This is a genomic window from Endozoicomonas sp. PH6C (assembly GCF_059322965.1).
In genome coordinates, this window is sequence record NZ_CP185342.1 from 6,690,056 (window position 1) to 6,713,999 (window position 23,944).

The following is a 23,944-nucleotide window of genomic DNA, read 5'->3' on the forward strand; positions in this document are numbered from 1 at the left end:
TATGGTAAAATAGCGACCATGAAATCGACCGCCGACACTCTGATTTTTCAGCCGAAATCCGCACTGGATTTGCCCTTTCATCAGGCTGAGACTAACCCTGAAATGGTCGCCTTGTTTGAGGCGATCCATTCGCAGGAAAGTGTCATTCTTGAAAAAGAAAATGCCCTTCTTGAAAAAGAAAATGCCCTTCTTGAAAAAGAAAATGCCCTTCTTGAAAAAGACGACATTATTCAAAAGAAGTCAGAGGTCATCGATTCTCAAAAAAAACGCATTGCGCAACTGGAAGAGTACCTGAGGCTCTCCCGATCCCGCCTGTACGGAAGAAGCACTGAAAAAAACAACAGCCAGGTCGACATTTTCAACGAGGTGGAGCTGGAAGGCTGCACCGGAGAGCAAGACGAAGCTGAAGGTCAGCCAGAGCAAGAGCCTCCAAAACCACGCAAAAAGAAAACAGGGCGCAAGTCATTTTCAGAGTCTCTGCCCAGAGTGCAGGAACGCTCTGAACTCAGTGAAGAAGAAAAAGCCGGAGCCATTGATACCTTCTTTGTCAAAGTCCGTGAAGAGCTTGATATCGTTCCGACCAAGGTTCAGGTGAAAGAAATTCTGCAAGAGAAAGCAGTCTTTCCAGAAGTCGATGAGCATGGACAGGAGAAGCGGGTCATTAAAGTTGCAGAGCTGCCAAAACACCCACTGCCCAAATCTTCACTCTCTGTTTGCACACTGGCCTGGATCATTGTCTCCAAGTACTGCGACGCACTGCCTTTGTACAGGCAAGAGAATATCCTCAAGCGATACGGTGGCTCTGTCACCCGGACGACGATGGCCAACTCTTTGATTCGGCTGTCTACAGAACTGCGGCCACTCATCAATTTGATGAGAGATCATCAAAAGACCGGTTCGGTGATCCATGCTGACGAAACCCGAATTCAGGTGATCAAGGAAACCAGCAAGTCCATCAACTCTGACAAATATATGTGGGTCAGCCTTGGTGGGCCACCCGGACAAACATCGGTGGTGTTTGAATACGATCCCTCAAGAGGCAAGGAGGTTCCCCTGCGTCTGTTCGAAGGGTTCAGCGGTTACCTGCAAACTGACGGGTATGCCAGTTACGACGCTGTATGCAAACAAGAAGGCATCACCCAGGCGGGTTGCTTCGACCACGTTCGCAGGAAATTTCTGGATGCCAGGAAGGGCGAAGCCAAACCGGGCAAAAAGGTGAAAAACACCCGCGTTAGCAAGGCGAATGTCGCTTTAGGCAAAATCGGTAAGCTTTACGCCATTGAGAAAGAAATAGGAGATCTTCCTCCATCAGAAAAAGCCATCCTGCGTCAGCAAAAGAGTAAGCCACTACTGGACGACTTTCATGTATGGCTGGAGAAAAACATAACCAGGCTAGACCCGGGCAGCCTGTCGCACCAAGCCATGAGCTATGCATTGAACCAATGGCCAAAACTGGTCGTTTACTGTGACAACGGCCACCTGGATATCAGTAATGCCGCAGCGGAAAACACCATCCGCCCCTTCGCTATTGGCCGCAAGAACTGGATGTTTGCAGACACGCCAAAAGGGGCGCAAGCCAGTGCCCTTTTATACAGCCTGATTGAAAGCGCAAAGGTGAATGGTCTGGAGCCTTTCAATTACCTGAACCATATTTTAAAAGAGCTGCCTTACGCCGATACCGTTGAGAAACTGGAACAGCTTCTCCCCTGGAATGTTAAGACAGGCAAAGAATAAGAAATCTTGGGGGCGGCAGCCAGTACGCTGGTTTATTTGGCGCTTACGACATGACAGCGTAAGCGCAGACTTCGATAGCAAAGACTGAAACCAGTTCCCGGAGTTTATCCACCACCCATTGGCGGCGATGCTCATAGTTCTTGCCAGTCAGGTGGTTCTCTCCACAGAGGTAAGCCTGACGAACACATCTTGCCGTGCAGTGGTAATAAGGCGTTGAGCTGGGATCAACTAGAGTATTACGGGCCTGTGCCATGGACTCACCTGTCTGGGTAAAAAATCAGTGATGGGTGAAAAAGTAGACTAGGTGGATGGTAAAGCAAATTTATGGGTGTCTTTTTTTTTGCCTTGTCCTCTGGCTATGGGTGCAGTGTCTGGAAGTCTTTACCCGCAAAGTCATGGCGTTTGATGAGGACAGTCCATTTTCAGAGTTCGAGCACATTCTGATTCATGACGGCTCATCGCAGGCTGTCTACAATGCCCTAAAGGAAACATTTCCCGGCAGGTTCTCAACGGTCAGTCCTGCTGCTGTAGAACTTCATACGACAATGGATCTTCTTACCAACAATCTGGTGCGCGTGCAGCTCACTGAAGATACCCGTTCAGAAAGAGACTGTCTGCCACCACTGCCAACCTCCATGGCTAATATCCTGATGCTGATCGATGCCGGTTATTTTGAGTTGGAACGCTTTGCTGCCATTGATGATCGGGAAGGTTCTTTTATCTGCAAGGCACCTCAGAGTATCAACCCGACGATACTCAGCGCAGTACGGGAGGATGGCAAAAATCTGAATCGCTACAAAGGGAAAAAACTTAAGGAAGTGTTGTCTGGCTTCCCTAAAGATCAATGCCTCGACCTGGATGTAGAATGGCCAGGATTCAAAGCCTGGCCATATCGTTTGGTTGTCCGCTGGAATGACAGGAAACTGAAATGGGTATTCGTTGTAAGCAACCTTAACCGGGTTGAGTTCACCCTGAATGAAGTACTTCAGGCCTATCGTCTACGATGGCAAATAGAGCTTATCTTCAAAGAGATCAAGTCCTATTCAGGGTGGCATCGTTTTAACACTAAATCAGCGACACTGGTGTTTAGCCTGATTCTGATGTCCTTCGTGGTTGTGACGTTGAAAAGGTATCTTGCCCATGCTGCACAGGCGAACCTCTATGAAAGTGGAGCCATTGAAGAAATCTCGACGCATAAGGCGATGAAAAGTGGAACCCGACTGTTTGGTAATGTCATTTTATCCCTTATGAATGCAGGAAAGTCTCTGCTCTCACATACAAGGAAGCTGCTCAACTTCTGGGCAGATAATGCGAAACGTGAACACCCTGCACGAGATGGTTGTTCAGGGCGTACAAGATTAGGTCTTTGTGCTGTGGGTGGGGCTTAATGTCTACCTTAAGTATAACCCTTAGATTATTATTTTTTTATAAAGTTCAACGATATCCTTACTTTTTTTACTTTAATCCGGATAATGAATCAGATCCGCTGATAGGGCTCACAGCTGGAGTAATTTTAGAGACATCAATCTATTATCAAGCTCCTGAATCTGCTTTAATCGCCTCAGTCAGTGATACAGAACACAGTTAGGACTTACTGATCATAGGTGCAAATCAGTCCTGCTGCTGGTCAGTAACTTATTTTAATTCCTTATGGTACTATCCCTGCCCATAGACATTTGCTATGGGCATTAGTATTGGGTTATCAAACCTGTAACCGAAAAATCCAAATGCTTTTCATGGCAACTAGAAGAAAAACGCTACAGTAGAATAATGACATGATCTGGATAATCGCACTCATTGCTCTGGTTATTATTGGTAACTTCATGTGGCTCCTGCCTTCTAAGTCAGACAGGCGTCGTATGAAGCTTAGAAACAAAGCCATCTTGTCTGGCTTTACCTGTCGGGAAATCAAAGACAAAGACCTTTTACCTAAATCTGCCATTATCGAGCAGAGCCCATGGCTTGAGTATTCCACTGTGTCTTTGACTGAAGATAATGATCCCCTTATCGTTCTGGAAAAAGCCGATGGACGCTGGTCTGAAAACACCAGAGTCGACTCTGAAAAGCTCTCCAAATTACCTGCTTCCGCTGTCAGGGTGAGCTTCCGGGCAGGTTCCATCGCAGTGCTCTGGAATGAGGAGGGTGAACTGGAGGATGTTCAGACTATCATGGATTTTCTTGAGAGCGTTGCGGTTACAGAGCCCCGGCAATAAACCTGAGCCACCACGTAAAATTCCTTCCGTTCTTTTCTTTTTTCTCAAGACAACTTTTGTGACTACCTCTTTATGTAAGAGAGGCAGTCACTCTGATACGTTAAGCCAGTCCTCGCTCCGGGCTGGTTCTTACATGGGTCAAATAAAGTGGCAGGCCAACCAAAAGGAAACCTCCTACCAGATTCCCCAGAGCGGTAGGCAGTTCATTCCAGATCAGGTAATCCATCACAGTAAACTCACCACCCATGATCATTGAGAAGGGAAAAAGGAACATATTGACAATAGAGTGCTCGAAGCCCATGAAGAAAAACAGCATAATAGGCATCCACATGGCCACCATCTTTGCACCTGCAGACGTTGAGATCATGGCGCCGACAACCCCCATTGATACCATCCAGTTACAGAGCATTCCCCGAACAAAAATCGTTAACCAACCTGCAAGACCATGCTCCTGATAGCCCAATGTTCTCGACTCACCAATGGCGGAGACTTTCGCAGCTATGGCTCCACCATCAATGCTGTAGCCATAGGTCAAAATAAACGACACAAAGAAAGCAGTAGTCAGTGCTCCGGCAAAATTCCCTAGAAATACCAGACCCCAATTCCTGAGAAGCCCTCGCATATCCACACCGGGTCGTTTATCAATTAACGCCAGAGGAACCAGGGTGAAGACGCCGGTCAACAAGTCAAATTTCATGAGATACAACATGATAAAACCAATCGGGAACAACAGAGCTCCGATCAGCGGTGAGCCAGTATTGATAGTCACTGTAATGGCAAAGATAGCCGCCAATCCCAGAATAGCTCCTGCCATGAAGGCTCGAATAAAAGTATCTTTGGTTGACATAAAGATCTTTGACTCACCGGAGTCCACCATTTTTTTGACAAACTGATCGGGTTCGATATAAGCCATATAATTCCATCTCGCTAATTTTATTATTCGTCGAGTCCTGCACAGCAAAAAAGATGCCTGTCTTTTGATTTATCACTTAACAATTTGATTTTTAATAAGTTAACTATTTACAGGATGGCAAGTACCTGAAGAAAATAGTTGATGGGAAAGAAGTGAATCGGTGCATTTTGTGTGAACATGCACCAAAGAAGGAAAAAGTTTTGAGAGTAATGGGATACGATTAAACAAAAACCCCGGTCAATCTCTCAACCGGGGTTCTGCTTTATTCAATGCCTGGCGATGACCTACTCTCACATGGGGAAGCCCCACACTACCATCGGCGATGTGTCGTTTCACTTCCGAGTTCGGGATGGGATCGGGTGGTTCCAACACTCTATGGTCACCAGGCAAAACTGGTCGAGCCGTTGGCTCTCGAGCTGGAAGCTTTAAGCTGGAGGCTTGAAGCTGTTTCTCGAAAACTAAGGCTCTGGAATCCAAATCTCTTTTAAGCTATCTCTCTATTCTTGCTCAACACTCTCGTTCACTGTGTACGGCTTCCAGCTTCAGGCTTCCAGCTTTTGCTGGCAGCTTCACTGCGCAAATCGCTTTGGCGTTATATGGTCAAGCCTCTCGAGTCATTAGTACGGGTTAGCTCAACGCCTCACAACGCTTACACATCCCGCCTATCAACGTCGTAGTCTTCAACGTCTCTTATGGGCCTTGCGGCCAGGGAAGTCTCATCTTGAAGGGGGCTTCCCGCTTAGATGCTTTCAGCGGTTATCCCGTCCGAACTTAGCTACCGGGCAATGCGTCTGGCGACACAACCCGAACACCAGTGGTTCGTCCACTCCGGTCCTCTCGTACTAGGAGCAGCTCTCCTCAAACTTCCAACGTCCACGGCAGATAGGGACCGAACTGTCTCACGACGTTCTAAACCCAGCTCGCGTACCACTTTAAATGGCGAACAGCCATACCCTTGGGACCGGCTTCAGCCCCAGGATGTGATGAGCCGACATCGAGGTGCCAAACACCGCCGTCGATGTGAACTCTTGGGCGGTATCAGCCTGTTATCCCCGGAGTACCTTTTATCCGTTGAGCGATGGCCCTTCCATTCAGAACCACCGGATCACTATGACCTACTTTCGTACCTGCTCGAGATGTACCTCTCGCAGTCAAGCTGGCTTGTACCATTACACTAACCGCACGATGTCCGACCGTGCTTAGCCAACCTTCGTGCTCCTCCGTTACTCTTTGGGAGGAGACCGCCCCAGTCAAACTACCCACCACACAATGTCCCCGATCCTGGTAAAGGACCTGGGTTAGAACCTCAATATTGCCAGGGTGGTATTTCAAGGTTGGCTCCATGCAGACTGGCGTCCACACTTCAAAGCCTCCCACCTATCCTACACAAGCAACATCAAGATCCACTGTGAAGCTGTAGTAAAGGTTCACGGGGTCTTTCCGTCTAGCCGCGGATACACTGCATCTTAACAGCGATTTCAATTTCACTGAGTCCTGGGTGGAGACAGCGTGGCCATCGTTACGCCATTCGTGCAGGTCGGAACTTACCCGACAAGGAATTTCGCTACCTTAGGACCGTTATAGTTACGGCCGCCGTTTACCGGGGCTTCGATCAACCGCTTCTCTTGCGATAACAGCATCAATTAACCTTCCGGCACCGGGCAGGCGTCACACCGTATACGTCCACTTACGTGTTAGCACAGTGCTGTGTTTTTAATAAACAGTCGCAGCCACCTGGTATCTTCGACCCCCTTCAGCTTACGGAGCAAGTCCGGTCACCAAAAGGGGCGCACCTTCTCCCGAAGTTACGGTGCCATTTTGCCTAGTTCCTTCACCCAGGTTCTCTCAAGCGCCTTGGTATTCTCTACCTGACCACCTGTGTCGGTTTCGGGTACGGTCCCTTTTGACCTGATGCTTAGAAGGTTTTCCTGGAAGCCTGGCATCAACCACTTCCCCACCTTGGTGGGTTCGTCATCAGTTCTCGGCTTTGTGGACCCGGATTTTCCTGAGTCCACAGCCTACGACCTTAAACAGGGACAACCATCGCCCTGCTGGCCTAGCCTTCTCCGTCACTCCATCGCAGTCAAAAGGGGTACAGGAATATTAACCTGTTTCCCATCGATTACGTCTTTCGACCTCACCTTAGGGGCCGACTCACCCTGCGCCGATTAGCGTTGCGCAGGAACCCTTGGTCTTCCGGCGAGGGAGCCTCTCACTCCCTTTATCGTTACTCATGTCAGCATTCGCACTTCTGATACCTCCAGCCCACCTCCCGGTTGACCTTCTACGGCTTACAGAACGCTCCTCTACCGGTTGCAGTGGTCAGTTTTCAGTGGTCGGTTGTCAGTCTACTCATACTGACAACTGACCACTGAAAACTGACCACTGAACCCCGTAGCTTCGGTGAATAGTTTGAGCCCCGTTACATCTTCCGCGCGAGCCGACTCGACCAGTGAGCTATTACGCTTTCTTTAAAGGGTGGCTGCTTCTAAGCCAACCTCCTGGCTGTCTGGGCCTTCTCACATCGTTTCCCACTTAACTATTACTTTGGGACCTTAGCTGACGGTCTGGGTTGTTTCCCTTTCCACGACGGACGTTAGCACCCGCCGTGTGTCTCCCGTGATTGCACTCATCGGTATTCGGAGTTTGCATGGGGTTGGTAAGCCGGGATGGCCCCCTAGCCCAAACAGTGCTCTACCCCCGATGGTGAGACACGAGGCGCTACCTAAATAGCTTTCGAGGAGAACCAGCTATCTCCGGGCTTGATTAGCCTTTCACTCCTATCCACAAGTCATCCCCTGGCTTTTCAACGACAGTGGGTTCGGTCCTCCAATCAGTGTTACCTGATCTTCAACCTGCTCATGGATAGATCGCCCGGTTTCGGGTCTATTCACTGCGACTGGACGCCCTGTTAAGACTCGCTTTCGCTACGGCTTCCCTATACGGTTAACCTTGCCACAGAAAATAAGTCGCTGACCCATTATACAAAAGGTACGCAGTCATCAGTGGCCAGTTGTCAGTTGTCGGTGGTCAGTTTTGTTCAGCGTCAATTTCAACACCTCTGCAAATCTGCCCGTATTTTCCAACTTGACGACCTGGTAATCAGTCATCTGCTGTCGCTTGCCTACTGGCAACTGACAACTGACAACTGACCACTGACTCCCACTGCTTGTACGTACACGGTTTCAGGTTCTGTTTCACTCCCCTCAACGGGGTTCTTTTCGCCTTTCCCTCACGGTACTGGTTCACTATCGGTCAGTCAGGAGTATTTAGCCTTGGAGGATGGTCCCCCCATGTTCAGACAACATTTCACGTGTGCCGTCCTACTCGATTTCACAATCACTGGCTTTTCGCGTACGGGGCTATCACCCACTATGGCGGCACTTTCCAGAGCCTTCCACTAGACCAAAAATTGCTTAAGGGCTGCTCCCCGTTCGCTCGCCGCTACTGGGGGAATCTCGGTTGATTTCTTTTCCTCCGGGTACTTAGATGTTTCAGTTCCCCGGGTTCGCCTCCTAAACCCTATGTATTCAGGTAAAGGATACTCACTTGTGTGAGTGGGTTTCCCCATTCGGACATTCCTGGATCAACGCCTGTTTATCGGCTCCCCAAGACTTTTCGCAGATTACCACGTCCTTCATCGCCTCTGACTGCCAAGGCATCCACCGTGTACGCTTAGTCACTTGACCATATAACCCAAAGCGATCTCTTCGAGATCTCAGTTGTCAGTTGTCGGTGACCAGTGGTCAGTCGATTCGTGGCAACTGATGGTTATAGGCAATAACTACCTTAACGATCTTCAGTTCATCACTGGCCACTGTTAACTGACCACTGACAACTGAACGCCCTACACTTGAGAGTGTCTCAGCAAGAATTTCATTAAAAGACTCACGTCTTTTAAATCAACTCAGCTTAATTTAAGTTTGGATTCCACATTGTTAAAGATCGCATTGTCCGCTTTCTGTTAAAGAAGGGGACAATGAAGCAAAATACGCTTAATGAATGAGTCGTTCGGATTAATGGTGGAGCTAAGCGGGATCGAACCGCTGACCTCCTGCGTGCAAAGCAGGCGCTCTCCCAGCTGAGCTATAGCCCCATATTCCGAATCATGATTGGTGGGTCTGGGCAGACTCGAACTGCCGACCTCACCCTTATCAGGGGTGCGCTCTAACCAACTGAGCTACAGACCCAATCCTGCTGGTTCAGCGCAATGCTAAAACAACCGATTCATTAAACACACTTTTTTAAAGAACAAAACAACACCAGACGACTTTCGTCGTTGGTGTTATCAAACAATTCGTGTGAACGCTTATGGAAGGTCGGTCGTCGTTTAAGGAGGTGATCCAGCCCCAGGTTCCCCTAGGGCTACCTTGTTACGACTTCACCCCAGTCATGAATCACTCCGTGGTAACCGCTCTCCCGAAGGTTAAGCTAGCTACTTCTGGAGCAACCCACTCCCATGGTGTGACGGGCGGTGTGTACAAGGCCCGGGAACGTATTCACCGTGACATTCTGATTCACGATTACTAGCGATTCCGACTTCATGGAGTCGAGTTGCAGACTCCAATCCGGACTACGATGCACTTTCTCAGATTAGCTCCACCTCGCGGCTTGGCAACCGTCTGTATGCACCATTGTAGCACGTGTGTAGCCCTGGCCGTAAGGGCCATGATGACTTGACGTCGTCCCCACCTTCCTCCGGTTTGTCACCGGCAGTCTCCCCAGAGTGCCCACCCGAAGTGCTGGTAACTGAGGATAAGGGTTGCGCTCGTTGCGGGACTTAACCCAACATCTCACGACACGAGCTGACGACAGCCATGCAGCACCTGTCACTGCGTTCCCGAAGGCACCCCTCTATCTCTAAAAGGTTCGCAGGATGTCAAGGCCAGGTAAGGTTCTTCGCGTTGCTTCGAATTAAACCACATGCTCCACCGCTTGTGCGGGCCCCCGTCAATTCATTTGAGTTTTAACCTTGCGGCCGTACTCCCCAGGCGGTCTACTTATCGCGTTAGCTGCGTCACCAGAAATGCAAGATCCCCGACGACTAGTAGACATCGTTTACGGCGTGGACTACCAGGGTATCTAATCCTGTTTGCTCCCCACGCTTTCGTACCTCAGCGTCAGTGTCAGACCAGAGTGTCGCCTTCGCCACTGGTGTTCCTTCCTATATCTACGCATTTCACCGCTACACAGGAAATTCCACACTCCTCTTCCGCACTCTAGCTTGCCAGTTTTGGGTGCCGTTCCCAGGTTGAGCCCGGGGCTTTCACATCCAACTTAACAAGCCGCCTACGCACGCTTTACGCCCAGTAATTCCGATTAACGCTCGCACCCTCCGTATTACCGCGGCTGCTGGCACGGAGTTAGCCGGTGCTTCTTCTGCGAGTAACGTCACAGCTCAAGGGTATTAACCTTGAACCTTTCCTCCTCGCTGAAAGTGCTTTACAACCCTAGGGCCTTCTTCACACACGCGGCATGGCTGCATCAGGCTTGCGCCCATTGTGCAATATTCCCCACTGCTGCCTCCCGTAGGAGTCTGGGCCGTGTCTCAGTCCCAGTGTGGCTGATCATCCTCTCAGACCAGCTACGGATCGTCGCCTTGGTAGGCCTTTACCCCACCAACCAGCTAATCCGACGCAGGCTCATCCGATAGCGCAAGGTCCGCTCTTTAAAAAAGAACGGGGCCCCTGCTTTCCCCCTTAGGGCGTATGCGGTATTAATCCGGATTTCTCCGGGCTATCCCCCACTACCGGGCAGATTCCTACGTGTTACGCACCCGTCCGCCGCTCGTCAGCAACTAGCAAGCTAGTTCTGTTACCGCTCGACTTGCATGTGTTAGGCCTGCCGCCAGCGTTCAATCTGAGCCATGATCAAACTCTTCAGTTTAAATCGTTTTGCTTCCTGTCCGAAAACAGTCCGCTGCTCAATCATTTGCAATTAAACGTACATGAATTACAGGTATGTTCGCTTGCTTGATCAGCATTTAAATCATTTCAGAGCAAAGCTCTGCTGACCGATGCCATTCGCACAAGCGCCCACACGAATTGTCTGATAATTTGTTAAAGAACTGGATTAAAACAAGAAGGTTTTAACCGGCTGATTCAGCGGTCAGCGCTGTTCAGCGAGGCCGCTATCTTACCGCGACCGTTTTTGTTGTCAAGCCTTGTCTTTGCCAAGGAGTCAAAGTGGCTTTCCAAACCGCTAAACTGACAAACACTTATGATTAATCAGTGTTGTTTTTCCTGTTCAGCGGCGGCGCATTCTACACCGCCAAACCAGACTGTCAACCAATATTTTATTGATTGCAATGCCGTCTGCCAGTAATGGAATATTGCGCCTGATAAGTAGAATGAATTATACGTCTGAAACCGACTATGGCAACAGAGGATTAATACCTAATACTCAATAGTGCTATTCAGGCACCCAATCATTCCAACGACAAATGTCGCTTGAAAACCGGCTTGACGATCTGTTTGCTCAGGCCCTGAAGAAATCGAACGCAACGACATCTGCAATTTTCTTTTTGTTCAGCATTAACATCAGGAGGCGATCAAGCCCCATAGCGACACCAGCGCAATCGGGCATACCTGACCTCAAGCCTTCAACAAGATGATGATCGTAAGGGTAAACTGGTCTGCGCAGTTCTCTACGATTAGCCTGCTCCGTTTTGAAACGCATCTGCTGCTCTTCAGCATGGGTCAGTTCGTGGTAACCATTGGCCAGTTCAACACCGTTAACAAAAAGCTCGAATCGTGCTGCCACCCGGTCCCCTTGATCATTTGTATGAAGCTTCGCCAGAGCAGCCATACTGGCTGGGTAGTCGTAGACGTAAACGCCATTAAGCTCACCGGCCTCACCGACACCGAGCTCCGGTTCAATCTTCTTTGAAAACAACAGATCAAGACAATCATTTCTTTCCAGGCCTGAGAGTGCCTCATCGACATGCTTTTTAACCAGATCAGAAAGCGCCTCATCTGTTGCCCCATGAGGATTCAGTCCCAGTTTTTCGTGAAAAATGCCCCCATAACTGACTCTCTCTATCTCTTTAAAAGCTGTCACTGAAGACAGGAGTGAGGTCATATCATCCATTAACTGGTGCGAATCCATTCCGAGTCGGTAATATTCAAGCATCGTGAATTCAGGATTATGGCGCCCGCCTGCCTCTCCATTACGAAACACTCGACCCAGAGAATAAATATCACCACTTCCCGCAGCCAAAAGCCTTTTCATTGGAAACTCGGGTGATGTATGCAGGTAGCAGGTTTGCTCCCCCCCCTCACCGATAGGTAAAAAGGTAGTGACAAAACTGTCGATATGAAGATCCACAGTCGCGCTGGCAGAAAGCATGGGCGTATCCACTTCCATGACTTGCTGCTCGTCGAAGTATTGCCGAATTCTGGTGAACAGCCGGGCTCTTTCTTGCAGTGTCGAGATTGAGGCAGAGGGCTTCCAGTTATCGGATGACATGCAAGTCATACTCCATTGGTCGAAATGAGTCACATGCTAGCTGTCAGAGGGACACAAACAATTACAGCGGCGCACGATGCAGAAGCCCTCCAGCCAAAGGCTGGAGGTAACGGTCAATTACTTCACACGACCCACATACTCACCAGTTCGGGTATCGATTTTCAGAACTTCACCTTCAGTGATAAACAAAGGCACCTTCACGGAAGCGCCAGTACTTAGCTTGGCTGGCTTGGAGCCGCCCTGGGCAGTATCACCTTTCAGGCCCGGATCGGTTTCAATGACTTCCAGTTCTACGAAATTAGGTGCGCTCACAGAAAGAGGAGATCCGTTGTAAAGGGTTACGGTGTATACTTCCTGCTCCTTGAGCCAATCGAGAGTATCCCCCACGGCTTCCTTGCTGGCAGCGTGCTGCTCGAAAGAACCGTCAGTCATCATGAAGTGCCAGAATTCACCGTCGGTGTAGAGGTACTCCATGTCATAGTCCATCACGTCTGCCGCTTCGATGCTTTCACCAGACTTGAAGGTACGCTCCCAGACACGGTTGCTCATCAGGTTGCGGAACTTGACGCGGTTAAAGGCCTGACCTTTACCCGGTTTTACAAACTCGTTTTCAATGATGACGCAGGGATCACCTTCCAGCATCACTTTGAGACCTGAACGAAATTCGTTGGTACTATAACTAGCCATCGGACACTACCAGCAAAATGAAAACCCCTATGATAACCCGTTACGAGGACGGTGTGCATACTGACAAGCTATCAACCCGTTTTATGCTTCCTGAAGAGCAACCAGACAACTGGAAAAAAGTGCTGGCTGATTCAGTCACCGACCCTGAAGTATTGCTCAACATTCTGAATCTTCCAGACACTTTGTTGCCGGGGGCCATCAAAAGCGACAAGTCTTTTCGTATGCGGATTCCACGTCCTTTTATAGATCGGATGACCCGGGGTGACCAGTACGATCCTTTGCTCAGACAGGTTCTGCCTCTGGGTGAAGAGTGTGAGGAAGTCAGTGGGTTCAGTCTCGACCCTCTCGCAGAACAGTCTCAGAACCCGACCGAGGGCATTATTCATAAATATCAGGGAAGACTGCTTCTGATTATCAGCGGAGCCTGTGCCATAAACTGCCGCTTCTGCTTTCGGCGACATTTCCCTTATGAGGACAACCGGCTGGGCGGAGACAACTGGATGCAGGCGATAGAATACATTCGCACTCAGAACAGTATTCATGAGGTCATATTAAGTGGCGGAGATCCACTGGCTACCACGGATAGTCGCCTTGCTCGTATGGTAGAGACACTGTCCGATATACCCCATGTGAAAACGCTTCGAATTCATACCCGACTGCCTATTGTTATTCCCCAGAGAGTCACCAAAGAAATGCTTCATTGGTTTTGTGGCGGAAGGCTGAAACCCGTTATGGTGATTCACTGCAACCACGCCAATGAGATCGATGAACAGGTTGAACGAGCGCTGCAAAAGCTGAGACAAGCGGGTGCAACAGTATTGAACCAGACGGTGCTGCTTAAAGGCATCAATGATGACTCCGGATCACTGGCCGATCTGAGTCACACCCTGTTCAATGCCGGAGTTCTACCCTATTACCTGCATCTTCTGGACCGGGTTCAGGGTGCCGCCCACTTTGACGTAACGGAAGAAAGAGCCAAAGTGCTCGTTAACGAGCTGATGCAGAAATGTCCGGGTTACCTGGTCCCCAGGCTGGTCAAAGAAGTAGCAGGAGAAGCCAGCAAAACCCCCATACCGGTTAATTAGCCTGTCTGTCACGCTGGATTCTTTAAGCCCGTGATCTTAATATAAGAAATGGTCCTAAAGGATTTTTAACAGGCAGACAATCAGGATGATTTCATGGACGCGCAGAACGAAAGGATTCCGCTGCAGCTCCCGTCTCAGAGCCTGAACACTTTATCGTTCAGCCAGACCGATGTGCACGGAGTTCATCAATGGCTCAGTGAGCTGCCTAAAATTGATAGATCTTTGTCGTTTAAATCAATAGGGCAGGCACTGGAAGAGCTGGCTCGCCTCAAAGTACAGCCTTCTCTTCAGTGGTCTCTGGTTGAGCAATTCAGACCCGTCGTTTATTTTCTGGTTCATCAGAGTCAGAATCAGGTTCTGAAAGATATCATCACTTTTAACGATGCTCAGCAGGTAGAATACGATAATTGTCTGAAACTGCTGCTCAGACTGCTGAGAGTCTACAAAGTGATTGTGCGCAGCAGCCAGAACCAGGAGGATGCTTCCAGCCCTCTGGGCGCCGCATTGCACCGCTCACTGACTGAAAGTGCCTCCATTCTGCTCTTTACCTGTGAGTATTATCGACCTGCTCCCGAGCGGGTGTGGCTGGAAATGCACACCCTGTACTTTACTGCCCGCACACAAAATCTGGACACTTTCAGCCTAGAGGATGCCATCACTACCAAGGCCAGAAAACTGTCTCTTTCAGATCTGTATAAGCGTGCATTGCTACTCAGTCGCTCCCGATCCAACCAGCTGAGACCTCAGGAAATCCGACAGATTTTCAAGGCCCTCTGTCTCTGGGCACCGCACAGCAAACTCGAGCCGGTTGAAAATAGCCGGTCGCACTTTGTGGTCAATCTGGATTCCGATGAAGGGCTGCTCTACAGCTCTCTATTGGAAGGAGAAAAAAATGATCACCTTATGGCTCTGGATTCCAGGCTGCTGACCGCGCACCTCAAAAAGCTGAGCGAATCGGTCTCGGAAGAAAAACCCGGAGCTCTGACAAAACGGGTCATTGATCATCTGGCAGCTGCATGGAGCCTTCCCGGGCAACGAAAACACCAACGTCAGACAAGCTCAGACAGCTGTGAAATCTGCTTTGGCTTCAGCGCTGTTCATTATTTCCTGCACGGCCAGCAGTCGTTTGATGAAATGGTTTCCGGACATATCGCCCATAACCAATCCGGTATGAGTAGCTTCTCTTCCAATGACAGTAGTGATGCCTGGTCCGAAGCCCATGACACCCATACGGATGAAGATACAAAGATGTCCACGAGCACTTCACCCATTCAATTTACCCGCTCAGGCAATCAGGGCTCTCTCTATCCCGTCTATGATTGCTCGATCATCAATACCTGCGCAGGGGGTTACTGCCTGAGCACCAGTGGTGATCTTGAACGCCAACTGCGAACCGGGGAGCTTCTGGCCGTCAGGGAAACCGGCCAGCAAAACTGGTTACTGGCCGCAGTCCGTTGGGTTCAGGTGAATAATCAAAAAGATCTGCTCATAGGTTTGGAACTTCTGTCTGCCTCAACAAAACCCTGTGCGCTTACGCCTCTGAAAAAAAACATGGACACCAGTCACTATCAGAGAGCTTTCCTTCTACCGGTCATGCCAGCCGTGAATGATATGCCCACCCTGATAACGCCCAGGGTCTCATTCAAAAGTGGACTGAAATTCACTCTGCTTCAGGGAGACAAAATCCGAAAAGGACAACTGCTGGAATGCATCTCCAGTTCACCAGGCTATAGACAGTTCAAATTTCGGCTGCTGGAAGATCAGTACTGATCGCTTCTATACTTTTTTCGATTCAACCCTGAAGATCGAAGCAGGGGCAATAAAGTGTTCAGCAACCATTCTTTGCAATATGTACTACCATTCATCTTCCTTCTGACAGGCTGTAGCACCACTCAGGAGGTCATGGATTCCTGGCACGGCCACCACGTAGAAGAAGCCATCAGTAATTGGGGAGCCCCCAGTTCCATGCTGGAACTGAAGAATGGTAATAAAGTTTATAGCTGGGTCTCTAACTGGGGCTCAGCCTACCTGATGAGCACTTGTCGACAGTCGTTTACTACTTCTTCCAAAGGCGTCATTCAAAACTGGCGATACACCGGTTGCCCGTACTGGCAATCGATATCGATGGATAAAATTAAAAAGATGTCGTCTGAGTGACACTTCCACCGTCGCCAGAACGCAGGAGGCGCCATGGTTAGCACTTAACGATGTTCAAAACTGATACCAGAACAATTCACTCGATATTCTGAACCTGTTCCCGCATCTGCTCAATCAACACCTTAAGATTAACGGCACTTTGTGTCAGACCTGCGTTGATGGATTTTGAGGACAGCGTATTGGCTTCCCGGTTGAGTTCCTGCATCAGGAAGTCAAGTCGGCGCCCGATAGCTCCTTTCTTGCCCAGGGTGTGTTTAACTTCAGAAACATGGGTCGACAAACGATCCAGCTCTTCATCGACATCCATTTTCTGAGCCAGAAACACTAATTCCTGTTCCAGTCGATCCGGGTCCAGTTCAGCCTTGGCTTCTTTCAGACGATCCATGATTTTTTGTCTTTGGGACTCCAACAAATCAGGGAGAACAGAACGCACGCTCTCTACTTCTTCGGTCACGCCTTGCAGCCTTAAACGGATGAACTTCTCCAACTCGCCCCCTTCTCTGCGACGGAAATCCGACAGCTGTATCAGAGCCTCTTCAAAGGCTTTGATAACCGCCGCATGAACCGGAGCCATATTGGTCTCTTCATTGTCCATAATGCCGGGCCATTGCAAGACCTCCAGAGGATTTACGCCGGAAGCATTGATGAAGTAGGTTTCAACTTTGTTGACCACTGACTGCAGAGCTTCCAGGGCCGATTCATTGACGTTCATCTGCTGCTGACCTTCTGCCAGTTGCAGCTTTAATGAACATTCGACCTTACCCCTGTGCAGATGCTTTCTCAATGCTTCTCGCAATGCAGGTTCTAGTTCCCTGACAGCTTCTGGCAGACGAAAATGAGGCTCCAGGTAGCGATGATTGACTGAACGAATTTCCCACACCAGACTGCCCCAGCCCTCCTGGACCTGAGTGCGGGCAAATGCCGTCATACTGGAAGTCATAAGTATCCCTGTAAAAAGAACCGTCAGCCACATCGGCTGAGCATAAATTACTGCACTGAAAAGCAACCGCCCCGAGTGCCGCCTTTGAAGATGTCGGAATCCTGATCAACCCGGATCAGGAAGCAGAACGGGAACCACCCGGTATTTTTTCAGAGCGAAAGTTTGTGGTCCGGTGTTGCAGGATACATCAACAGCAAGCAGTATCAAGCCTCGATCAACTTCCGGCCATTAATGGTTATTTTATGGCAAACATAGAGCCCAACGTCGGCGTTGGTTATAATTCCGCTTTTAATATTCCCGGCGGTAGAAGGTAAGACAATGCGGCGTCCTAGTGGAAGAACTGCGGATCAGTTACGCAACATCAAAATCACTCGTGAGTACACCATGCACGCTGAAGGATCAGTGCTGGTTGAGTTTGGCAACACCAAAGTGATCTGCACAGCGTCTGTCGACAGGTCAGTCCCCCGATTTCTTAAAGGTTCCGGACAAGGCTGGGTGACCGCCGAATACGGTATGCTGCCCCGATCAACCACAGATCGCATGGGCCGCGAAGCCGCCAGAGGCAAGCAGGGTGGCCGCACTCTGGAAATTCAGCGTCTCATTGGCCGCTCACTGCGTGCTGCTGTTGACCTGAAAAAACTGGGCGAGAATTCCATCACCATCGACTGTGATGTTATCCAGGCAGACGGTGGTACCCGTACAGCCTCTATTACCGGTGCCTGCGTGGCTCTTGTTGATGCGATCCGCCATATGCAAAGGAAAAAGATCATCAAGAATGATCCATTCCTTCAGTTGATTGCTTCTGTTTCTGTAGGTATTTACAAAGGCAGCCCGGTTCTTGATCTGGATTATCCGGAAGACTCCAACGCTGAAACCGATATGAACGTTGTCATGACAGAAGAGGGTGGTTTCATTGAAATTCAGGGTACCGCTGAAGCAGCACCGTTCAGTCAAAACGAGATGACAGCCATGTTAGCTCTGGCTAAAGCAGGCATTAATGACCTGGTTAACCTGCAGAAAGAGGCTCTGGCAGAATAAACCGCTTGATCCAGACCGCCTGCCGGTCTGGCACAACCCGATGGGACGAAAGGATATTGATAACCGACAGCCTGGCAGCTATCTGTTAAATGCGAGACAGTCTGCGAGAATGCAAAAATCCTGTCGAATCACAAAAGAGCACATCGAAAGGGCAAGACCTTTTGATGTGAACCGGGATGATTTCCCAAGCCCTGCGACTGACATCTGCCCTTTCATGAGTGAAGACACAAAAAACACACTTATTTTCTTGATCTATCCTTCCTCTCTGTTAACCAGAAGGTAAGGATAGAATTATTAAACACTTACTCTTTTTGGCACTGCTGTTACTGACGTTGTCTGTCATCTGCCAGGCTAAACCCTTGACAAAACATTTTGTTATCGAGCTTGAACGGAATGCAGATTTTTCAAACCAGAACTTTTTGATAAAGCTTGACCGACGAACATTGTCAGGCAACCCGTCTGAGATTGCCGACACAAACGGCTATACAGAACCCGATTCACAGACTGATAAAAAACGACACAAACCTGACAGTTACTGGATAAAAAAAACCTCTCAGTGCCCAACCCCTTATTCATGGCTGCTTCTAGAAGCGGTTATCACTGTCGGCTGGCTTTTAAAAAACTATTGGAACCCCGACTCATCGCTGTTTAACCCAATTGAAGGACAGGAGACGGGTCAAAATCCCCCGTTTGCGATCACCACTATGATGCCTGGCACTGAACAGGACCAACCACAATATCAGTCATCACAATCACCGGGCCAGAATACCTCACAGGCCACTACTCATATTACAGGCTATTACAGCGGCCTACTGTATTCTGACACTGGCGGCGGTAATGAAGACCCTGGACAATCCTTCCATACCTTGGGTTTAAATTGTTTTGTCTATCCCTGTGACGATGTTTGTCGATTCCGACAATCTTCCGACCCATCCAATAGCGTAAACGGGGTCGCCTCAGATGGGGTTGCCTCAAACTCAATGGTTTCAGAGGCAGCCGATACAACTCCCCCTGTCGGACAAGCAACCTGCAACGTGATTCTGATAGGAGATGACGGCCAGCTGCGACAATGCGGGAGGGTTTCCAAGAATAAAAAATCACTTCTTTCTCACAAAAGCAAATACCACACCGGGCAAAAAACCTGCGACTTAACTTTAGTCGGGGAGGATGGTCAGCTTGAGCCATGCGGAATGGTCTGCCAGAATGCTAAAGCCCTGTCGAGTCACAAAAGGTACGTCCACACCAGGCAACAAACCTGTTATGTCAACGTGTTTGGAGAGGATGGTCGGCCTTACCCATGCGGGAAGGTGTGCAAGAATGCTCAAGTCCTGTCGAATCACAAAAACCAATATCACACCGGGCAAAAAACCTGTGACGTAAGAGTCGTCGGGGAAGCTGGCCAGCTGCGGCCATGCGGAATGGTCTGCCAGAATGCACAAGTCCTGTCGAATCACAAAAGGTACGTCCACACTGGGCAACAAACCTGTTATGTCAACCTGGTTGGAGAGGATGGCCAGCTTTACCCATGCGGGAAGGTGTGCAAAAATGCTCAAGCCATGGCGAATCACAAAAACCAATATCACACCGGGCAAAAAACCTGTGACGTAAGAGTCATCGGGGAAGATGGTCAGCTGCGGCCATGCAAAATGGTCTGCAATAATGCCAAAAAATTGGCATCTCACAAATTCAGAGTTCACAGCGGGCAACAGACCTGTTACACGACCGTGGCCGGAGAGAATGGCCAACTGTACCCATGCGGGAAGGTGTGCAAGAATGCTCCATCCATGGCGAATCACAAAAACCGGTATCACAGCGGGCAAAAAACCTGTGACGTAATAGTCGTCGGGGAGGATGACCAGCCGCTGCCATGTGGAATGATCTGCAAGAATGCTAAAGCTCTGTCGAATCACAAAAGTTGCGTCCACAGCAGTCAACAAATCTGCGATGCAACCGTTACCGGGGAAGATGGCCAGCAGCGACTGTGCGGGAAGATCAACAAGCATGCGCTAGCCCTGTCGAATCACAAAACCAAATACCACACCGGGCAAAAAACCTGTGACATAATGTTAGTCAGCGAGGATGGGCCGTCAAGACCGTGCGGAATGGTCTTTCCGAATGCACAAGCTCTGTGGAATCACAAAAGAATCCACACCGGACAAAAAACCTGTAACCTGACAGTATTCGGGATGGATCGCCAGCCACGGCCATGCGGGTGGGTCAGTCAGAATGCTAAAGCCCTTTCGAATCACAAAAGAATTCATCGAAAACGCAAGCCTGTTGATGTGAACCAGGATAATGACCTCATCCCTTGAACTGATACCCGCCCTTTAATGGGAAAGACAAAAAAAACACACTTATTTTCTTGATCTATCCTTCCTCTCTGTAGATCAGGAGGCAAGGATAGAATTATTAAACACTCACTCTTTGCGACACTGCTGTTACTGTCGTTGTCTGTCGTCTGCCAGTCTAAACCTTTGACAAGACGTTTCGTTATCGAGCTTGAACAGAATGCAGATTTTTCAAATCAGAACTTTTTGATAAAGCCTGGCCGACAAACATTGTCAGGCAACCCGTCTGACATTATCGACACAAACAGCTACAAAGAAGGTGCAGATCAGCTCTCCAGCTCCCAGTCAAAATCGATGATGACCGGCGCGTGACTGGAGAAAATCTGGTTTTTGTAGATACCACCATTCAAGACACTGTGACGCATCCCGGCCGTGATGATCTGATAATCAATACGCATGCCCAGATTATCATGACGCAGAAACTCATCCTGCCACCAGCTGTATTTGCCAGACTCACGATCCACTTCACGATAAGCATCAAAGAAGCCCATATCACCCAGCAGACCTTCCATCCAGCCACGTTCAGCAGGCTGAAAACCGGAAACTTCTTCAGAATCGCGCCAGTTGGCCACATCAATCTTGCGATGAGCAATGTTCCAGGTACCCGCCATAATGAATTCACGGCGCTTGCGACGCTGTTTGTTCAGATGATGGGAGTAATTGTCCAGAAAGCGATACTTGAAGTTCTGGCTGGCAGCATCATGACCTTCAGGCACATGCATGCTGGCAATACTGATCTTGTCAAAGTCAGCCTGAATATAACGCCCTGTTTCGTCCGCCTCGGAAAAACCAAGCCCGCTGATAATAGCTTTGGGCGCCTGACGTGTATAAATGGCTACACCGCCACAATCTTTCCTGTCATAACCACCGTATGCATAACAGAAATGTCCTTTGAGCTGATACTGGTCTTCTTCCATTGCAAACTCATCCTCACGAATGTCCTGCAAACAGATGACATCGGCATCCTGGTCCATCAACCAGCCAAACAGACCTTTTTCACGCGCGTTTTTTATGCCTTCGCAATTAAAGCTGATAACTCTCATTATTGACTACACCTTACCTGAACCAGACCTGGCCCGGCATAAAGCAAACTACCTGATTGAACTGTCGACCTGAGTCAACAGTCATTAAAACAGGCTTAATCCTGCATCTGCCTCACGCCAATGAGGGTGTTGCAAAAGTAGCGACAAAGCCGAGACAGGGAAAAAAAGTGGCAAAAAGCGAAGTTTACAAGGAGTAAATGAGCATTTTGAATCACCTTTTAACGCAGTATCAGCCAGGCACAGCACTTTTGCGACGGCCTCCAATGACTTGGGAATCGACTCATAACCTGAATAGTCACAGGTCTCTCTCCATAACCAGAGCATTGCTTCCCGGATCCGGGACCAGCCTTATACAGCCCTGATTAAACCCTGGAAATGACTTAATAGTTAAAAGTGCTGCATTTCCAAGGTAAAAGTTCAACTACACAGAGTACAGGAAAAGAGGGAATTTTAACTGAAGAATGATACAGGGTTGTCGCCGATATGTTTATCCGCATAAATGCTGCAACAGCTTCTCAAAATATCAGAGCAGTGCACTGTCGTCAGGCATCAAAACATCACTTTGGCTTTTTTTCATTTAAAGACACTACTTTCGAGAATAGCTGCACCCATGGATAGTTGGCAAAGGTATTTTCAAAATTGAGGGTTCCCATACAGTTTACTGACCTTCTTACTTAAGGCTAAACACAGAATTACAAACTCACTGTCGTAAGAATAGCGTTCAGCATTTCCGATCCATTTTATGGGGTTTTATAAAAGCCTCCTACAGGTTGACGGTTCGTCCTGCTGCAAGCGGCGCCAGTGACCCAAACTTTATTTGACCGGAATCATGTAAATCGCTTCAGAGCCTGCATGAGAAGAATTTTCGCGGTAAAATAAAGCTACCTTTTTTCGAATAAGCACTTGATAGATCATGCTCGATTATCAGAGAGAATTTCTAGACTTCGCCCTGCAAGAACAGGTGATTCGCTTCGGTGAGTTTACCCTCAAATCTGGCAGAAAATCGCCCTACTTCTTTAATGCCGGCCTTTTCAACACTGGCGAAGCCATCAGTAAAATGGGGCAGTTCTATGCTCACGCCCTGGTCAATTCTGGTATTGAGTACGATATTCTTTTTGGTCCGGCCTACAAGGGCATCCCTCTGGCCACTACCACTGCAGTAGCATTATCTGAGCATCACAACCTCAATACGCCCCTGTGTTTCAACCGCAAGGAAGTTAAAGAACACGGCGAGGGAGGCAATATCGTCGGAGCCCCCCTTGAAGGTCGTGTCATTATTGTGGATGACGTGATCACAGCGGGTACTGCTGTTCGTGAAGTTATGGAAATTATTGATCAGAGCCCTGCCAGTCCGGCGGGAGTCATGGTTGCTCTGGACCGTCAGGAAAAAGGCAAGGGCGAACTGTCAGCCATCCAGGAAGTTGAGAGAGATTTTTCCATCCCTGTGGTCAGCATTGTCACACTGAATGACCTTTTGTCGTATGCCGAAGAGAATAAAGATATAAAGATGTATGCCCCTGCCATCAGGGAATACAGGGGACGTTACGGAGTCTCATAACAATCTCTGGCATCAGAAATAAGCGGCTCTCTTCGATCATGCCGGCCTGTTTCGCTGCTTTGACAGTCTCTTGCGCCAGTCTAAACGCAGACGGCTGTCAAAGCAGCAAGGGCGATCACTGAGTCGCCCACTGACACATCGTGCTTATCTGAAGACGACAGTTGCAAGCACTTCCCATTGTGCGAGCCACTGCTCAGTTGGCTTCCGTTTGAACTCACTGCGCACGTACTGGCAAATACGTCCTTCAGCAATGGAGAGCAACATATTAGCCATAGCACCCGGAGTAGCTTGAGGTCTCAGCCCCTCACTTAATTCAGCACCTCTCAGGACCTGCTTGATCTGGGTTTCCAACCGGTCAAACAGTTTGAAGACTCTCTGTCTCAGGCGATCAGGCTCTCCAGCCAGAGCATCACCTGTGAGAATACGAGTCAAACCAGGGTTTTTCTCACAGAAACCCAGCAGAAGTTGCAGCATCATGCCGCAGCGTCGCAAAGCCTGTTGCTCTTCTTCCATTATCAAATTAACCCTTGAGAACAGAGTATCTTCTATGAACTCTATCAGTCCTTCAAACATCTTGGCCTTGCTGGGAAAGTGGCGGTAAAGCGCTGCTTCAGACACCCCCACTTCTCTGGCCAGAGACGAGGTAGTAATCCTCTCCCCGGGGGCATTTTCCAGCATATGAGCCAGTGCCTGCAGAATTTGATCCTTTCGGGAAAACTTTCTGGTTTTATCCATTACTTCTCGACACACTCTTACTAAGT

The 23,944-nt window shown here is 49.0% G+C and carries 16 protein-coding genes, 2 tRNA genes and 3 rRNA genes; 9 read left to right on the plus strand and 12 right to left on the minus strand.

The genetic code is table 11. The annotated features are described in order from the left end of the window. Window positions 1–18: 18 nt before the first annotated feature. Window positions 19–1,734, plus strand: coding sequence for an IS66 family transposase (gene tnpC, locus ACOMG9_RS23710; RefSeq protein ID WP_448215655.1), 1,716 nt, complete (start codon window positions 19–21; stop codon window positions 1,732–1,734). Between the two features lie 43 nt (window positions 1,735–1,777). Here the strand turns inward: tnpC and ACOMG9_RS23715 are convergent, their stop codons facing one another. Continuing rightward, window positions 1,778–1,987 carry a hypothetical protein gene (locus tag ACOMG9_RS23715; RefSeq protein WP_494529527.1) on the minus strand — a complete coding sequence of 70 codons (210 nt, stop codon included), beginning with the start codon at window positions 1,985–1,987 and terminating at the stop codon, window positions 1,778–1,780. Between the two features lie 55 nt (window positions 1,988–2,042). Here ACOMG9_RS23715 and ACOMG9_RS23720 point away from each other — a divergent pair, with 55 nt between their 5' ends. Together ACOMG9_RS23720 and ACOMG9_RS23725 are read left to right on the plus strand one after the other, a co-directional pair. Continuing rightward, on the plus strand, window positions 2,043–3,122 hold the full coding sequence (locus ACOMG9_RS23720) for an IS4 family transposase (protein WP_494529528.1): 1,080 nt from the start codon (window positions 2,043–2,045) through the stop codon (window positions 3,120–3,122). A gap of 387 nt (window positions 3,123–3,509) precedes the next feature. Further along, window positions 3,510–3,947, plus strand: coding sequence for a hypothetical protein (locus ACOMG9_RS23725; RefSeq protein WP_494529529.1), 438 nt, complete (start codon window positions 3,510–3,512; stop codon window positions 3,945–3,947). Between the two features lie 100 nt (window positions 3,948–4,047). Here ACOMG9_RS23725 and ACOMG9_RS23730 read toward each other — a convergent pair whose 3' ends face one another. The 8 genes from ACOMG9_RS23730 to efp all read right to left on the minus strand — a co-directional run bounded on the left by ACOMG9_RS23730 (window position 4,048) and on the right by efp (window position 13,014). After that, entirely contained in the window at window positions 4,048–4,860 is an 813-nt protein-coding gene (locus ACOMG9_RS23730) for a formate/nitrite transporter family protein (RefSeq protein ID WP_317144287.1), read from the minus strand. A 271-nt stretch (window positions 4,861–5,131) separates the two neighbouring features. Further along, window positions 5,132–5,247 (minus strand): 5S ribosomal RNA (gene rrf / locus ACOMG9_RS23735). 209 nt (window positions 5,248–5,456) lie between these two features. After that, window positions 5,457–8,549: ribosomal RNA gene (locus tag ACOMG9_RS23740) — 23S ribosomal RNA — on the minus strand. Window positions 8,550–8,880: 331 nt separating this feature from the next. Further along, window positions 8,881–8,956, minus strand: a tRNA-Ala gene (locus ACOMG9_RS23745). Window positions 8,957–8,973: 17 nt separating this feature from the next. After that, window positions 8,974–9,050 (minus strand) — tRNA-Ile (locus tag ACOMG9_RS23750). A gap of 141 nt (window positions 9,051–9,191) precedes the next feature. Next, a 16S ribosomal RNA gene (locus tag ACOMG9_RS23755) occupies window positions 9,192–10,746 on the minus strand. The 16S, 23S and 5S rRNA genes sit together here with 2 tRNA genes alongside, the layout of an rRNA operon. Before the next feature lie 591 nt (window positions 10,747–11,337). Further along, complete coding sequence (epmA, locus tag ACOMG9_RS23760; RefSeq protein WP_448215196.1) at window positions 11,338–12,327, minus strand: EF-P lysine aminoacylase EpmA; 990 nt, start codon at window positions 12,325–12,327, stop codon at window positions 11,338–11,340. A gap of 117 nt (window positions 12,328–12,444) precedes the next feature. Further along, entirely contained in the window at window positions 12,445–13,014 is a 570-nt protein-coding gene (gene efp / locus ACOMG9_RS23765; RefSeq protein WP_448215195.1) for an elongation factor P, read from the minus strand. Between the two features lie 29 nt (window positions 13,015–13,043). On the opposite strand from efp, the gene epmB reads away from it, so the two are divergent. The 3 genes from epmB (at window position 13,044) to ACOMG9_RS23780 (ending at window position 16,256) form a co-directional block, all read left to right on the plus strand. Beyond that, the gene (gene epmB, locus ACOMG9_RS23770; protein ID WP_448215194.1) at window positions 13,044–14,099 is read left to right on the plus strand and encodes an EF-P beta-lysylation protein EpmB; all 1,056 of its coding nucleotides are present in this window, start codon (window positions 13,044–13,046) and stop codon (window positions 14,097–14,099) included. Between the two features lie 93 nt (window positions 14,100–14,192). After that, on the plus strand, window positions 14,193–15,869 hold the full coding sequence (locus ACOMG9_RS23775) for a cyclic-di-GMP receptor FimW-related protein (protein ID WP_494529530.1): 1,677 nt from the start codon (window positions 14,193–14,195) through the stop codon (window positions 15,867–15,869). A 132-nt stretch (window positions 15,870–16,001) separates the two neighbouring features. Beyond that, window positions 16,002–16,256 carry a hypothetical protein gene (locus ACOMG9_RS23780; RefSeq protein WP_317144109.1) on the plus strand — a complete coding sequence of 85 codons (255 nt, stop codon included), beginning with the start codon at window positions 16,002–16,004 and terminating at the stop codon, window positions 16,254–16,256. Window positions 16,257–16,332: 76 nt separating this feature from the next. Here ACOMG9_RS23780 and ACOMG9_RS23785 read toward each other — a convergent pair whose 3' ends face one another. Next, a complete protein-coding gene (locus tag ACOMG9_RS23785) occupies window positions 16,333–17,196 on the minus strand; it encodes a YicC/YloC family endoribonuclease (protein WP_494529531.1) in 864 nt (287 codons plus the stop codon). 318 nt (window positions 17,197–17,514) lie between these two features. Between ACOMG9_RS23785 and rph the strand changes: the two genes are divergently transcribed. After that, on the plus strand, window positions 17,515–18,234 hold the full coding sequence (rph, locus tag ACOMG9_RS23790; RefSeq protein ID WP_448215191.1) for a ribonuclease PH: 720 nt from the start codon (window positions 17,515–17,517) through the stop codon (window positions 18,232–18,234). Between the two features lie 359 nt (window positions 18,235–18,593). Next, window positions 18,594–20,546, plus strand: coding sequence for a hypothetical protein (locus ACOMG9_RS23795; protein ID WP_448215190.1), 1,953 nt, complete (start codon window positions 18,594–18,596; stop codon window positions 20,544–20,546). Between the two features lie 302 nt (window positions 20,547–20,848). On the opposite strand, the gene ACOMG9_RS23800 is transcribed toward ACOMG9_RS23795, so the two are convergent. Beyond that, the gene (locus ACOMG9_RS23800) at window positions 20,849–21,625 is read right to left on the minus strand and encodes an exodeoxyribonuclease III (protein WP_448215189.1); all 777 of its coding nucleotides are present in this window, start codon (window positions 21,623–21,625) and stop codon (window positions 20,849–20,851) included. A gap of 913 nt (window positions 21,626–22,538) precedes the next feature. Between ACOMG9_RS23800 and pyrE the strand changes: the two genes are divergently transcribed. After that, on the plus strand, window positions 22,539–23,183 hold the full coding sequence (pyrE, locus tag ACOMG9_RS23805; protein ID WP_494529532.1) for an orotate phosphoribosyltransferase: 645 nt from the start codon (window positions 22,539–22,541) through the stop codon (window positions 23,181–23,183). 144 nt (window positions 23,184–23,327) lie between these two features. On the opposite strand, the gene slmA is transcribed toward pyrE, so the two are convergent. Further along, on the minus strand, window positions 23,328–23,918 hold the full coding sequence (gene slmA / locus ACOMG9_RS23810) for a nucleoid occlusion factor SlmA (RefSeq protein ID WP_422136201.1): 591 nt from the start codon (window positions 23,916–23,918) through the stop codon (window positions 23,328–23,330). Between the last annotated feature and the right edge of the window lie 26 nt (window positions 23,919–23,944).

Excerpts from the sequence above, each read along its gene's own strand:
- ACOMG9_RS23715 (WP_494529527.1), bottom strand. The coding sequence starts at position 1,987 with ATGGCACAGGCCCGTAATACTCTAGTTGATCCCAGCTCAACGCCTTAT.
- slmA (WP_422136201.1), bottom strand. The coding sequence starts at position 23,918 with ATGGATAAAACCAGAAAGTTTTCCCGAAAGGATCAAATTCTGCAGGCA.
- pyrE (WP_494529532.1), top strand. The coding sequence starts at position 22,539 with ATGCTCGATTATCAGAGAGAATTTCTAGACTTCGCCCTGCAAGAACAG.
- rph (WP_448215191.1), top strand. The coding sequence starts at position 17,515 with ATGCGGCGTCCTAGTGGAAGAACTGCGGATCAGTTACGCAACATCAAA.
- tnpC (WP_448215655.1), top strand. The coding sequence starts at position 19 with ATGAAATCGACCGCCGACACTCTGATTTTTCAGCCGAAATCCGCACTG.
- epmB (WP_448215194.1), top strand. The coding sequence starts at position 13,044 with ATGATAACCCGTTACGAGGACGGTGTGCATACTGACAAGCTATCAACC.
- ACOMG9_RS23720 (WP_494529528.1), top strand. The coding sequence starts at position 2,043 with ATGGTAAAGCAAATTTATGGGTGTCTTTTTTTTTGCCTTGTCCTCTGG.
- efp (WP_448215195.1), bottom strand. The coding sequence starts at position 13,014 with ATGGCTAGTTATAGTACCAACGAATTTCGTTCAGGTCTCAAAGTGATG.
- ACOMG9_RS23775 (WP_494529530.1), top strand. The coding sequence starts at position 14,193 with ATGGACGCGCAGAACGAAAGGATTCCGCTGCAGCTCCCGTCTCAGAGC.
- ACOMG9_RS23780 (WP_317144109.1), top strand. The coding sequence starts at position 16,002 with ATGGATTCCTGGCACGGCCACCACGTAGAAGAAGCCATCAGTAATTGG.
- ACOMG9_RS23800 (WP_448215189.1), bottom strand. The coding sequence starts at position 21,625 with ATGAGAGTTATCAGCTTTAATTGCGAAGGCATAAAAAACGCGCGTGAA.
- ACOMG9_RS23725 (WP_494529529.1), top strand. The coding sequence starts at position 3,510 with ATGATCTGGATAATCGCACTCATTGCTCTGGTTATTATTGGTAACTTC.
- epmA (WP_448215196.1), bottom strand. The coding sequence starts at position 12,327 with ATGTCATCCGATAACTGGAAGCCCTCTGCCTCAATCTCGACACTGCAA.
- ACOMG9_RS23785 (WP_494529531.1), bottom strand. The coding sequence starts at position 17,196 with ATGACTTCCAGTATGACGGCATTTGCCCGCACTCAGGTCCAGGAGGGC.
- ACOMG9_RS23730 (WP_317144287.1), bottom strand. The coding sequence starts at position 4,860 with ATGGCTTATATCGAACCCGATCAGTTTGTCAAAAAAATGGTGGACTCC.